This is a genomic window from Clostridium sp. HBUAS56010, assembly GCF_007115105.1.
Lineage (GTDB): Bacteria > Bacillota > Clostridia > Lachnospirales > Lachnospiraceae > Lacrimispora.
In genome coordinates this window covers 66580-79492 of the sequence record NZ_SULJ01000006.1, presented here as the reverse complement: position 1 = coordinate 79492, position 12913 = coordinate 66580, and the positions used below count along the sequence as shown (strand labels likewise).

Below are 12913 nucleotides of genomic sequence, written 5' to 3'. Positions count from 1 at the left end.
CGACATGGAAAAAGAGATATTAAAAGTGGAGGATCTGACGAAGATCTATCCCGGAGGTACATTAGCGAATTATAAGATTAATTTCAGCGCAAGGGAAGGGGAGATCCATGCTCTTGTCGGAGAGAATGGAGCAGGAAAATCCACATTAATGAAGATGTTGTTTGGTGTGGAGGAAGTTACGGAAGGCAAGATTTATCTCCATGGATCGGAAGTTCATTTTCATTCCAGCAAGGATGCCATCAGAGCAGGAATCGGAATGGTGCCCCAGCACATGATGTTGGTTCCATCTTTGACGGTTGCTGAGAATCTGACACTTGGAATTGAACCCAATAAGCTGGGATTTGTTTATAAAAAGAAGTGTATCAAAGAGACGATGGACATTGCAGAACGGTATAATCTTCATGTTGAAGCGCAAAAGCTGGTACGGGATATCTCCGTAGGGATGAAGCAGAAGCTGGAGATATTGAAGACCATGTACCGGGGAGCCAGGATCATTATATTGGATGAGCCTACGGCAGTTTTGGCACCTCAGGAGACACAGGAGCTTTTTGAGCAGCTTTTAAATCTGAAAAAAGAAGGATATACCATTCTTTTTATCTCTCATAAACTCAATGAAGTAAAATATTTATGCGACAGGCTGACTGTTTTAAAAAGCGGGCGGTCTGTTGGAACCTATGAAGTGGCAGATGTCACGGTAGAACAGATCTCCAACTTAATGGTGGGGCGGGATGTTTCTTTTGACTATGAAAAGGATGAGATTAAGGCAGGTGCTCCTGTTTTAAAGGTCAATGGCATTCGTTATACCGACAAGTTTGGAACCAGGAGACTTGATGAAGTCAGCTTTTCTTTAAGGGCAGGAGAGATTCTTGGAATTGCAGGAATTGAGGGAAATGGTCAGAAAGAAGCCATGGATGTGATTACCGGCAATATGAAACCTGATGAGGGGACCGTAATTTTTAAGGAAACAGATCTGACCTCATGCAGCATTAAGAAGATCCGGGATCTTGGAATCGGGCATATTTCGGAAGACCGGGATACAGATGGCTGTTCTTTGAATATGAGTGTAGAGGACAATTTAATTGCAACCAATTTAAAGCGGTTTACCAGCAGATTTGCAGTATTAAATAAACGAAAAATTGAAGAATACTGCAGCCAGTGTATCAAAGACTTTAAAGTAAAGACCATGAGCAGCAAGTCAACTATCAAAAGTTTATCCGGCGGAAATATTCAAAAAGCCATTATTGCCAGAGAATTTACCAATCAGGCAGAGGTCATTATTCTGAACCAGCCCACCCGTGGTGTGGATGTAGGTGCAGAGGATTTCATCTATCAGGAGATCTTAAACATGCGTGCAAAGGGAAAGTCCATGATTTTAGTAAGCGGGGATTTAGGACGGCTTCGGGCGTTAAGTGACCGGATTATTGTCTTTAGTGAAGGAAAGATAGCAGGGCTGATTGAAGATGTAAAACATACCAGTGATCAGGAACTGGGATACTACATGCTTGGTTTAAAGAAAGATTCAAAAGAGAAGCTAATGGAGGCATGAGATGAAGGAAATCAAAGCATTCTGGAATAAGAACTGGTATAGTATTACAAGAATCACCGCTGCGGTGGGACTTGCATTTATTATAGCAGCAATTATTATCAGTATCAGTGCGGGAGCAGATTGGAATAAAGCCCTTTTTAAATTTTTTGCAGGGCCATTTACTTCTGGAAGAAGAACATTTTTTAATATTATTGAGACTATGATTCCCCTTGTGTTTGCAGGGCTTTCTATTAATATTATGCACAAATCAGGATTGTTTTCTCTGGCAGCAGACAGTGCTTTTTATTTCTCTGGTGTAACGGCGGCTGCGATTGCCATTCAGTTCCAGCTTCCAAACGGGCTTCACCAGCTTCTCATTATTCTTGCAGGTGCTCTGGTGGGAGCGGTGATTGGCTATATTCCGGTTTTAATAAAAAAATATACAGGTGCCAGTGAGATGGTTGTTTCCCTGATGATGGGATATATCTTTTTCAATGGCGGATACTTTATTATCCGGCGTTTTTATCTGGACAGTTCCAATGGCTCTTACTCTGTAAAGTTTGAACCTACTGCAACACTTGGAACCATGGTAAAGGGTACAAGCACCCATTGGGGATTTGTAATTATGATTCTCGTGGTGGTTTTTGCTTCAATTCTTATTAATAAAACCAGTTACGGACGGGCACTCCAGGTGACAGGTTCCAATAAAAAGTTTGCCAAATATGCAGGAATTAACGTAAGTGCCGTTATCATCTCTTCTCAGATCATCGGCGGTGCGTTTGCAGGAATCGGGGGCGCAGTGGAGATGATAGGAAGATATAATAAGTTTTCCTGGACGGAGTCCCTCAGCTATGTGTGGGATGGAATTTTAATCAACTTGCTGGCTGGAAAAAATCCTGCATTGATTCCGGCAGCCGCATTCTTTTTATCTTACATCAGAATCGGCGCAAGGCTGATGTCCCGTGGCGGTTATGCAGACGAAGATATTCTGTCCGTTATTCAGGCAATTATTATTCTTTTGATTGCTTCGGAGCGTTTCCTTTACCAACTGAAAAAACGCAGGGAAGAAAAAGAAGCATTGATGAATCAGATTACATCGGCAGAGGAAGCAGCGTAAGGAGGCAGTTGAGATGGATATGTTTTTTAAAGTGGATTTCTGGTATACGGTTTTTAAGGCAACCACCCCTGTGTTATTTGCCACCATTGCGGCTGTGATTGCAAGCCGGGCAGGAATTTTAAATTTAGGTATGGAGGGAGGCATGTCGGTTTCCGCACTTGCAGGCGTTTTATTCAGCGCTTTTTCCGGCAATCTTTTTGTGGGACTGCTTGGTGGCTGGCTTTGCGGAGTCGTGTTTGCCATGATCCTTGCCTATTGTATTATTGGTATGAAGACCAATGCGGTAATTGCAGGTATTGCCATGAATCTTGCAGCGGCAGGCGGCTGTACGTTACTTCTATTTGCCATTACAGGTGACAAGACAACCAGCAATTCTCTTGCATCCCTTTATTTTCCAAACATAAATCTTCCGATTATAGCGAACATTCCTATACTGGGAAGAGTTTTTTCCGGGCATAATGTGTTGACGTACTTAGCATTTATAGTTTCTGTATTGATTTACATTCTTTTAAAGAAGACAAAGTTCGGATTTAAAGTCCGGGCAGTAGGAGAATCACCAGAAGCAGCAGAATCAGTTGGTATTAATATTAAAAAGATACAGTATCAGGCAATGTTCATCAGTGGTTCACTGGTAAGCCTTGGAGGGTGTTATCTTTCCATGGGATATATCCATCAGTTTACAACCGGAATGGTTTCAGGCCGTGGTTACATTGCTCTGGCAACCAATGCGATTGCAGCAGGAAATGCTCTCTTAGGAATGTTAAGTTCCTTACTTTATGGATTTGGAAGCGCGATTGCGATCTATCTCCAGTTAAAGAATGTGGACAGCTATCTGGTGAGTCTGGTGCCATTTATCCTGATTATTATATTTTATGGTATATTCAGCGCTTATTATAAACATCGCAATAAGGAAAAAGAAAGTTTTTAATTGCTATTAAATAGAGGTATCTGGTATCTCGTTTATATAGAAACACAGTGAATTATTTTAGGAGGAAATCGTTATGAAATTAGTTAAGAAGATCTTGGCAGTTACCCTGGCATCAGCTATGGTATTATCCTTAGCAGCATGTGGCGGCAGCCAGTCCAAAACCGAAGTTACCGGCAATGAGACTTCCGGTGCAGAAACAAAGGCAGGTGCTGACAGCACTGCAAAGAAAGATAAACTGAAAGTGAAAGTATGTCTGAGTACATTTTCCGACAACTCCTTTTCCCAGTCTCTTTATGAAGGTGCAGTAAAGCTGAAAGAAGAGAGCAGCGATACGGTTGATGTGGAACCAGTTGAAATAGGAACCGATGATACCGTATGGGTGGATGCATTTTATGAAGCAGCCGATGCTGGATATGATGTGATTGTAGGAACCGGATATCAGAATGCAGAGACATTTGCAAATCTTCCAAAAGAATACCCGGACATCAAATGGATTTTATTTGACCAGCCCCTTGATTTTTCCGCTGGAGATCTTCCAAATGTGTTAAGCGTGTTATTTAACTCAAGCCAGTCCGGTTATCTTTCTGGTGCAGCAGCGGCTTATTATTCCAAAACCGGCACCATTGCTTTTGTAGGCGGTAAGGACTCTATCGTTGTTAATGAATTTCTTGTAGGATATATTGAAGGAGCAAAAAGTGTAAGATCTGACATTAAAGTTTTAACTGCTTATAATGGTTCTTATACAGATACAGCCAATGCAAAATCCATCACAGAAGCTCAGATTGCAGAAGGTGCTGATGTGGTGTTCCAGTGTGCAGGAGGTTCTGGTAACGGAGTTCTTGAAGCAGCAGCAGAAGCCGATGGCGTTATGTCAATTGGTGTGGATGCAGACCAGTCAGTTACATTAGCTGGAAGCGGATACGAAAAAGCAGTTATGACATCAGCTCTTAAGAACCTGGGCAATGCTTTTATCAATATTATTAATCAGTATGCAGCAGATGAAAACAGCGTGCCATTCGGATCAGAGATTACCTATGGTCTGGAAATTGATGGTGTTGGAATTGTATACAACGATCAGTTAACTGCTGCAATCGGCGAAGAAAATGTAAAGAAGTTAAAAGACATTCAGTCTCAGCTTGCTGATGGAAGCATTACTTCCAGTACAGCAGCTTCCATGTCAACAGATGATATTTCTGCATTGATTAAGAGTGCGGCTGAGTAAGACAAAACACCTGTATATCTGCAGAAAGAGAAGAAGTGTATGAGATTAATAGACAGTCATGCCCATGTGTTTGGTGAATTTTTATTTCCCAGACTGGAAGAGATCACAAAAACGGCGAAGGACGCAGGAGTGGGAAAGATTCTTGCGGTCTGTCTCGATTTAAAAGAGGCGGAGACAGCTCTTAAATATGCGGAGAAAGATGATCTGTATGATGTGGCAGTAGGGTATTATCCCAATGATATCTTAAAGTTTACGGAAAGAGATTTTCTATTACTGGAAGAGTTTGTGAAGCATGAAAAGATTGTGGCGGTGGGAGAGATCGGTCTGGACTATTTTTCCGATGACGTACCCCGTTCCATTCAGAAAGAAGCATTTATCCGGCAGATGGAACTTGCCCAAAAGGTGAAAAAACCAATTCTGATTCACAACCGGCTGGCTGCCGATGATACGCTGGAACTTATGAAACAATACTCTAAAACAGGTGGAATTATGCACTGTTACAGTGCCGGATACTCCTATGTAAAAGAGTTTGAAAAACTGGGCATGTACTTTTCTTTTTCCGGAAATATTACGTTTGAGCTGGAGGATACAGAGACCCAGAAGGCAGTAAGAGAGATTGCTCTGGATCGTATTCTGATTGAAACAGATGCACCCAATCTGACACCAGTGCCGGTTCAGGATCGACAAAATGAACCAGCTTTTGTATCCCATGTAGCCAGATATATCTGTGAACAGAGAAAAATCCCCTCAGAGGTATTGGAAACGGCAGTGTGGGAAAACTATAACCGTCTGTTTAAAAAAGCATAGAACCTGTTATCAAACATAATAAAAAAAGACAAATTCATTGGAAATAAAGTGAATTTGTCTTTTTTTAAATTGTGTTTGTATTTTTCCTTTTTCAGGATTATAATAGAAATTGTAAGCGCTTACAATTATACGGAATAACCAAAGAACAAAGGCGAGGATGGAAGGAAGATGTTTAGAAAGTTCGTAAAGTATGGGGGGAAGTACAAGAAAGAGTGGGGCATTGGTTTCTTTTGCTGTATTTTGGAAGCTGTATTTGAAATCATGATTCCAACATTTATGGCAAAGATTATTGATTATGGAATTGTCAAAAAGGATTTTGGTTATATTTTGAGAATTGGAGGGGTGATTTTACTTTTATCCATTTTATCCTTTCTTTTTGGCAGGGGATGCAGCAATAATTTTTCTAAGTTCGGCAATGGATTTGCGGCTGAAATCCGGGATAAGGTTTATCAGAAGGTACAGTCTTTTTCCTTCTCCAATATGGATCACTTTACCAATCCCTCTTTGATTACCAGGCTGACTTCTGATGTGGTGATCATACAGAATGCGGTCACACCTGGAGTCCGGTCTATCTTTCGGGCGCCGATTATGCTTTTATCCGGTGTTGTGATGGCAGTGATTTTAAGCAGAGAACTGGCGGTGGTTTTCTTTATTGCCATTCCAATCTTAGGTTTTTTACTTTATCTGGTGGTTAAGTATCTGGCTCCTGTTTATCATCGGATGCAAAAAACAGTTGATGTGTTAAACCGGGTCACACAGGAGAACTTACGGGGGATTCGGGTGGTAAAGGCATATGCAAGAGAGCCTTATGAAGGGGTCAAGTTCGAAGAAGTGAACCAGGATTTAAAAGATTCATCCATTCACGCATACAGTCTGTCCATGATGAACTCCCCCATCATGCAGTTTGTGATGTATGGAACCATTATTGCAATTGTTTGGTTTGGCGGTAATCTTATAATTGCAGACAGGCTTTTGGTTGGTCAGCTTACGGGCTTTTTAAGCTATGTTCTGCAGATATTAAACTCTCTTATGCTGATCTCTGCAGTTTTTATTAATCTGACAAAGGCAAGGGAATCCTTTCACCGGATCAATGAAGTGTTGGTAGAGGAGGTTGAGTTAGGGGATGAAGGCAGCCGGGAAAACCGGATAACAAAAGGCTCTGTACGAATGGAGAATGTTTCCTTTAAATACAGCAAGTCTGCAAAAGAGTTTGTTTTAAAAGATGTGAATCTTTTTATCCAGCCGGGAGAAACCGTTGGAATCCTTGGCGGAACCGGATCTTCCAAGACATCTCTGGTACAACTGATTCCAAGGCTTTACGATGCCACTGATGGAACGGTATGGATTGATAATATTCCGGTAAAAGATTATTCTCTGGAACATTTAAGAGAAGAGGTTGGCATGGTGCTTCAAAAAAATACCCTCTTTAGCGGGACCATCACAGAAAATTTACGGTGGGGCAATGAAGATGCCACAGTCTCTCAGATGAGACGGGCCTGTGACATTGCCTGTGCCAGTGAATTTATTGAACAGAAAAAAGACGGGTATGAATTCCATGTGGAGGAAGGGGGCAATAACCTTTCCGGAGGACAGAAACAAAGACTCTGTATTGCAAGAGCTTTGCTGAAAGAACCAAAGATCTTAATCTTTGACGATTCCACGTCTGCCCTGGATATGAATACGGAAAAGAAGCTGTATGAAAATCTGAAAGAGGAATATCCGCATACCACAAAGATTATCATTGCCCAGCGTATTACTTCTGTTTCCCATGCGGACAAAATTGTCATTTTAAATGACGGAATGATTGATGAGACAGGCACCCATGAGGAATTGCTCTCCCATAATCAGATCTACCAGGAGATTTATTATTCTCAACAGAAGGGAGGCGTTCTCAATGACTAAATCATCCAGACAGAAAAGTATGATGGCAATTCTAAAACGGTATGAAGCGTATTTTAAACCCAATCGGTTTTTTTTGATCCTGGTGGTTATCCTGTCGGGAATCAGCGGACTGGCTGGAATTGCAGGTTCCTATCTGCTGCGTCCCATCATCAACCGCTACATTCTTCCGGGAGATGTAAGGGGACTTAAAATGTCTGTTGCAGCGCTCATTGTGATTTATCTGATTGGTGTTTTATTTAATTTTATAAGCAGTCAGATCATGGTAAGAGTAACCCAGAAGATGATTACTGCGCTCAGAAAGGACCTGTTTGGACATGTGAATTCCCTGCCTCTTTCTTACTTTGATTCCAATAGCGACGGTAATGTAATGAGTTATTTTACCAATGATATTGATACCATTGAGAATGCACTCAATACCTGCTTTTCTCTTATGACACAAAGCTTTATTACAGTCTTTGGTTCTCTTATTATGATGTTTGTATTAAACATTCCCCTGACATTTTTCACGCTTGTCTGTCTGGGCGCCATGGTCTTTGTAATCTACGATAATGGAAAAAGATCAAAGAAGTATTATGGCAGAAGACAAACCTTTATGGCAGCTTTAAATGGATTTATCCGGGAGATGATCGAAGGGCAGAAGGTTGAGAAGGTCTTTGGACGTGAAGCAGTAAACTTAAAAAATTTCAGGACTTATAATGAAGAGCTGCGGGTTGCTTCCACCAACGCATTTACGTATTCCAGTATTATGGGACCTATGGTTGTAAGCATTGGATTCATGAATTATACGTTTACTGTTTGTGCAGGGGGATTTATGGTGATCAAAAATTTGCTGGATCTTGGAACACTGGCTTCCTATCTGATTTTTGTAAGGCAGTTTTCTGTGCCAGCCAATCAGTTCACTCAGCAGATCAACCTCTTTCTTGCCGGCATGGCAGGAGCGGAGCGGATTCTTCACGTTTTTGATTTAGAAAAAGAAACAGATGAAGGAAAGGTGGTTTTATCCAGGGAAAGTTCTGCCTGGGAGATGCCTGAAAGCAAAAACCTGGTTCCTGTGCGGGGAGAAGTCACATTTCACGATGTGGCCTTTGGTTATGATTCCAGTAAAACCATATTAAAGAAGATCAGCCTTTATGCAAAACCAGGACAGAAGATTGCTTTTGTTGGGGCAACAGGGGCGGGAAAAACCACCATTATTAATCTGATTAACCGGTTTTATGATATTCAGAGCGGTACCATTACTTACGATGGAATTAATATTAAGGATATGAAAAAGAAGGATTTAAGATCCTGTCTTGCCCTGGTATTACAGGATACCCATCTGTTTACGGGAACCATTACGGAGAATATCCGCTATGGCAATCTTCAGGCTACAGACGAAGATGTGAGAAAAGCCGCCCGGTTATCCAATGCGGATTCTTTTATCCGCCGACTTCCTATGGGATATGATACCATGCTGAAAAATGACGGAGACAATCTGTCTCTGGGACAACGGCAGCTTCTTGCCATTGCCAGGGCAGCCGTTGCCAATCCTCCAGTCCTGATTCTTGATGAGGCAACAAGTTCCATTGATACCCGTACGGAAAAACTGCTGGAACAGGGAATGGATGCCATTATGGAAAATAAGACGGTATTTGTCATCGCTCACCGCTTATCCACGGTCCGCAATGCAGACGTCATACTGGTTCTTGACCAGGGGGAGATCATGGAACGGGGCAATCATGAAGAATTGATTTCAAAAAAAGGCCGTTATTATGAACTATATACAGGTGCAAAGCAGTTGACATAATCTGCCCTGTCTGCAAAAAAAGTACTTCTCTTACACAATGAAACAGGTAAGAGAAGTACTTTTTCAGTTACTGCTTTGCACTGTCAAGTGCCTGGGAAACAGCCTCTTTAAATTGATTATAAGCAACGGTTGCACCGGAAACTGCATCAATTTCTTCTGGTTTCTGGACTTCTACCAGTTTATCTGCGTATTCCTTCATGGCATGAACGGCTGTCTGAGCCTTGTTGTAAAAATCCGGATTGGAGACTTCCCCGTTTACTTTTCCGTAATTTTCATCTTTTTGCGTTCCGTCCTCCTGCCAGGTTATGTACGTGCATTCCGTAATTTTCCCATCTGCAATCGTGATTGACGCCTCTCCATAGGCACCTCTGTCGTCCGTACTGCTTTTTCCGGTATAGGTTCCATCTTTATAAGCAGTCTGACCGGTGCTTTTACTGCATCCGGATAAAAGGACGATGCTCAGAATTAGAATAAAAGGAATGAAAGTGGTAAAACGTTTCATAAAAAACCTCCTTATTTGTTATTTTCTTCGACTCCTGCGATCCGTCCATGTTCCAGAACAATGGTTCTCTGGGCTTCCTCCGCAACTTCCGGGTCATGGGTTACAACCACAATCGTACTGCCTTCTTTGTGAAGCTGTTTGAAAATATCCATAACAAGACCTTCGTTGGCTTCGTCCAGATTGCCCGTAGGCTCATCGGCAAGAATCAGCATGGGGTAATTGATCAGTGCCCTTGCAATGCAGACGCGCTGCTGTTCTCCGCCTGAGAGCTGGCTGGGAAGATGTTTTGCACGTTCTAAAAGTCCGACCCGCTCCAAAGCCTTTTTTGCTTCTTTTTCATCGGGTATACTGTGGTAGTATTGGGCTACCATGACATTTTCCAGTGCTGTTAAATAATTGACCAGATGAAACTGCTGGAAAACCAGTCCGATTTTATCCCTCCGGATGTTTGTCAGGCTTCTGGAGTTTTCCTTTGAGATGTTGGTTCCATCTAAGATCACAGAGCCGCTTGTGGGCTTATCCATACAGCCGATAATGTTCATCATGGTACTTTTTCCAGAACCAGAAGGACCCATGATGGCAATCCATTCTCCTTGTTTGACCGTCAGGTTGATATTTTGCAATGCTTTTACAGTTCCATATATTTTTGAGATATCATTTAATTCCAATAAATTCATGTTCTTCTCCTTTACTCTCCGCGCAAAACAATTGCCGGGTCTACTTCTGTGGCACTTCTGACAGGAAGCAGACATGCCAGACCGGTAATTGCCACAAAGATAATCATAGTAAGCGGAACCAGAAGGGGTTGAAAGGATATGGACCGGTTAAAGACGTTCATACTGACTGTCTGGGCGAATCCAAATCCAAAACAGGACCCTAAAAGTCCGCCAAGTCCGCCAAGCATCAGTCCTTCTCCCAGAAATTCCATAATAATACTTCCATTGGCAGCTCCAAGGGCTTTTTTCAGTCCGATTTCCTTACGCCGTTCTGCCACAACTGCCATCATGGTGGTGGCGACACAGATCATGGTCAGCAACAGGACAACAGCGGTTACCAGATATACCAGAGCCTGGAGCTTTGTCAGAACCGTACCTTCCGATTCCGTGACCCGTTTCACCAGACGGGGGGCGGCTTCCTCTACCTGCTGGCTGATTTCTTCCGACAGAGACAAAAGCTTCTCCTGGGAAGTGGAGATGCTGCATTCCACCACATCAAATCCGTTTTTGGTGCCCATGAAATTATTGAGGCTTTCAAGAGACATAAAGAGGAAGCCTTCTTCTTGTCCGCCGGTCTGTACAATGCCGGATACGGTATACTCATGGGTAAGACTGCCTCCATGTTCATCGGTTCCTGTCACTGTAAACGGATCTCCAGGAGAGAGTCCGATCAGAGAGGCAACCTCTTGTCCGATCAGTACAGAGTTTTCCTCTTCTGGCCATTCGCCTGTCACATACCAGTAGGGGCTTGTCTTTTTTACCTGCTCCAAATCGGTTCCTGCTGCCATCATGGGCTGCTCATTGACTTTAATGGTTTCATACAGGTAAGGCGCAATTCCAACCACATCATCCGATGGGATCAGAGCGGTGACCACTTCCACAGTCTGTGGGGTAAGGGCTGTCTGTCCCTTTTTGGGAACCAGAATCAGATTGGCACCGTAAGAACGGAATTCCTGTCCCATCTGTCTTGGAATATCATAATAAATCGTTACAAGTCCGGATAAAATGGTGGCTCCGATTGCAACTGCAAGCAGTGCCACCAACATGCGGGAACGCCGTCGAATCAGGGAACTTGTTATCATTTTAAAATACATTGTTTGTCTTTTCATCTTATCACCTGCCATGTAAGACTTCCGCTGGATGCAGTGAAAGTAAAAATCGGATAGACGGAATGCTTCCCGCCAGAGTTACTAAAGAAACCAGAACTGCTACAAGAGGAATTACCATTGGTTTAATGTCAATGGCAGACCCGAATACGGACTGACCGATGATCTGTGCAAAGGAAAGCCCTGCAAAATATCCTCCCACACCTCCAATAATGGCGGTTACCAGAATCTCGGTCAGAACCAGCCCGGTAATGGGGAAATTATGGGCACCTACTGCTTTTAACAGCCCGATTTCTCTGCTTCGTTCCATGACGCTGGCAGTTACTAAGTTGGAGATGCCAAGAGCAGAGCCCACCAGACTTAAGATTGTAATGAGAAGCATCAAGAGCTGGGTTTTTTCCAGGATGGCACCTTCCGATTCCGCCACCTGACGGATTGGTTTTGCAACGGAATCCGTAATCACTTCTTCAATCTGATAGGAAATAGAACTGACATATGCGGTACAATACCAGGTTTCCATCTCCTTGATGGAGAGGCTGGCAGGATTTTTAGCGGCACGGCGGGCAAGCTCATTATCTGGCGTAGTGAGAGCGCTGACTTCCATGCTGCTTACAGCCCCTTTTAATCCTGCCAGTTCCTGTGCAACCGGCAGGGAGACAAAGATTTTTTCATCTTCATCACTTCCGGCACTGAAAATTCCTTTCACCGTTAACTTTTTTTCTCCTTTTTCGGTTTGAATCACGATGGTATCACCAAGATTCAGATTGTTTAATTCTGCTGTTATACTTCCTACCATGGCAGAATTCCTGTCATCATCAGAGAGCCATTCTCCCTTGATTTCCCACCAGTTTTTCAGATTCTCCATGCCTGTGCGCAGGGATTCGCCTGTAGGAAGATCCATCTGATGGCTGAACCAGGTGCCAACCAGTTTCACATCTTCTTTTTGGTCATTTAAATGGATTTTGGTGTTTAAATATGGAGTAAAATCCACAATATTATGAGCCCAGAAGATGGTTTTAATATTAGCAAGCTCTTCCTCCGACAAATACTGGTCCAAAGTTCCTGAGCTTTCTGACACTCCGTAAAGGTCGTCGAGAATTGAGGCGCCTTTTGGCAGAACATTAATATTAGCACCGTAGGTTTTCAGCTCCTGATTGACCTTGTCCCCCACATCCAGCATGACATTCAGCATGGCTGTAGCAAGGGAAGCGCCCAGTGCGACGGTAAATGCGATCATAAGCATTTTCCCTTTCTGCCGGAAAAGGGCACCTTTTACCATTCTCCAGAACATATGATCACTCC

General features: G+C 42.8%; 11 protein-coding genes. 7 read left to right on the top strand and 4 right to left on the bottom strand.

Annotated elements, in window-relative coordinates:
- Positions 1 to 4: 4 nt before the first annotated feature.
- From FAY33_RS11030 to FAY33_RS11000, 7 genes are all read left to right on the top strand, one after another.
- Entirely contained in the window at positions 5 to 1546 is a 1542-nt protein-coding gene (locus tag FAY33_RS11030; RefSeq protein ID WP_143321284.1) for an ABC transporter ATP-binding protein, read from the top strand.
- 1 nt (position 1547) lies between these two features.
- The gene (locus FAY33_RS11025) at positions 1548 to 2642 is read left to right on the top strand and encodes an ABC transporter permease (RefSeq protein WP_143321283.1); all 1095 of its coding nucleotides are present in this window, start codon (positions 1548 to 1550) and stop codon (positions 2640 to 2642) included.
- Between the two features lie 13 nt (positions 2643 to 2655).
- Positions 2656 to 3570 carry an ABC transporter permease gene (locus FAY33_RS11020; protein ID WP_143321282.1) on the top strand — a complete coding sequence of 305 codons (915 nt, stop codon included), beginning with the start codon at positions 2656 to 2658 and terminating at the stop codon, positions 3568 to 3570.
- A gap of 73 nt (positions 3571 to 3643) precedes the next feature.
- Positions 3644 to 4792: a BMP family ABC transporter substrate-binding protein gene (locus FAY33_RS11015; protein ID WP_143321281.1), complete on the top strand. Its 1149-nt coding sequence runs from the start codon at positions 3644 to 3646 to the stop codon at positions 4790 to 4792.
- 39 nt (positions 4793 to 4831) lie between these two features.
- Positions 4832 to 5599 (top strand): TatD family hydrolase, encoded by a 768-nt coding sequence (locus tag FAY33_RS11010; protein ID WP_143321280.1) that lies wholly within the window; start codon positions 4832 to 4834, stop codon positions 5597 to 5599.
- A 168-nt stretch (positions 5600 to 5767) separates the two neighbouring features.
- Complete coding sequence (locus tag FAY33_RS11005; RefSeq protein ID WP_143321279.1) at positions 5768 to 7501, top strand: ABC transporter ATP-binding protein; 1734 nt, start codon at positions 5768 to 5770, stop codon at positions 7499 to 7501.
- Positions 7494 to 9287: an ABC transporter ATP-binding protein gene (locus FAY33_RS11000; protein WP_143321278.1), complete on the top strand. Its 1794-nt coding sequence runs from the start codon at positions 7494 to 7496 to the stop codon at positions 9285 to 9287. The genes FAY33_RS11005 and FAY33_RS11000 overlap by 8 nt, the downstream gene beginning before the upstream one ends.
- A 67-nt stretch (positions 9288 to 9354) precedes the next feature.
- Here the strand turns inward: FAY33_RS11000 and FAY33_RS10995 are convergent, their stop codons facing one another.
- The 4 genes from FAY33_RS10995 to FAY33_RS10980 are packed head-to-tail and all read right to left on the bottom strand — an operon-like array spanning position 9355 to position 12902.
- Positions 9355 to 9789: an FMN-binding protein gene (locus tag FAY33_RS10995; protein WP_143321277.1), complete on the bottom strand. Its 435-nt coding sequence runs from the start codon at positions 9787 to 9789 to the stop codon at positions 9355 to 9357.
- A gap of 11 nt (positions 9790 to 9800) precedes the next feature.
- Positions 9801 to 10466 carry an ABC transporter ATP-binding protein gene (locus FAY33_RS10990; RefSeq protein WP_143321276.1) on the bottom strand — a complete coding sequence of 222 codons (666 nt, stop codon included), beginning with the start codon at positions 10464 to 10466 and terminating at the stop codon, positions 9801 to 9803.
- Positions 10467 to 10477: 11 nt separating this feature from the next.
- On the bottom strand, positions 10478 to 11614 hold the full coding sequence (locus tag FAY33_RS10985) for an ABC transporter permease (protein WP_143321275.1): 1137 nt from the start codon (positions 11612 to 11614) through the stop codon (positions 10478 to 10480).
- 4 nt (positions 11615 to 11618) lie between these two features.
- On the bottom strand, positions 11619 to 12902 hold the full coding sequence (locus FAY33_RS10980; RefSeq protein ID WP_143321274.1) for an ABC transporter permease: 1284 nt from the start codon (positions 12900 to 12902) through the stop codon (positions 11619 to 11621).
- Between the last annotated feature and the right edge of the window lie 11 nt (positions 12903 to 12913).

Coding starts and splice junctions, on each gene's coding strand:
- FAY33_RS10995 (WP_143321277.1), bottom strand. CDS start 9,789: ATGAAACGTTTTACCACTTTCATTCCTTTTATTCTAATTCTGAGCATC.
- FAY33_RS11030 (WP_143321284.1), top strand. CDS start 5: ATGGAAAAAGAGATATTAAAAGTGGAGGATCTGACGAAGATCTATCCC.
- FAY33_RS11010 (WP_143321280.1), top strand. CDS start 4,832: ATGAGATTAATAGACAGTCATGCCCATGTGTTTGGTGAATTTTTATTT.
- FAY33_RS11015 (WP_143321281.1), top strand. CDS start 3,644: ATGAAATTAGTTAAGAAGATCTTGGCAGTTACCCTGGCATCAGCTATG.
- FAY33_RS11020 (WP_143321282.1), top strand. CDS start 2,656: ATGGATATGTTTTTTAAAGTGGATTTCTGGTATACGGTTTTTAAGGCA.
- FAY33_RS10980 (WP_143321274.1), bottom strand. CDS start 12,902: ATGTTCTGGAGAATGGTAAAAGGTGCCCTTTTCCGGCAGAAAGGGAAA.
- FAY33_RS10990 (WP_143321276.1), bottom strand. CDS start 10,466: ATGAATTTATTGGAATTAAATGATATCTCAAAAATATATGGAACTGTA.
- FAY33_RS11025 (WP_143321283.1), top strand. CDS start 1,548: ATGAAGGAAATCAAAGCATTCTGGAATAAGAACTGGTATAGTATTACA.
- FAY33_RS11005 (WP_143321279.1), top strand. CDS start 5,768: ATGTTTAGAAAGTTCGTAAAGTATGGGGGGAAGTACAAGAAAGAGTGG.
- FAY33_RS10985 (WP_143321275.1), bottom strand. CDS start 11,614: ATGAAAAGACAAACAATGTATTTTAAAATGATAACAAGTTCCCTGATT.
- FAY33_RS11000 (WP_143321278.1), top strand. CDS start 7,494: ATGACTAAATCATCCAGACAGAAAAGTATGATGGCAATTCTAAAACGG.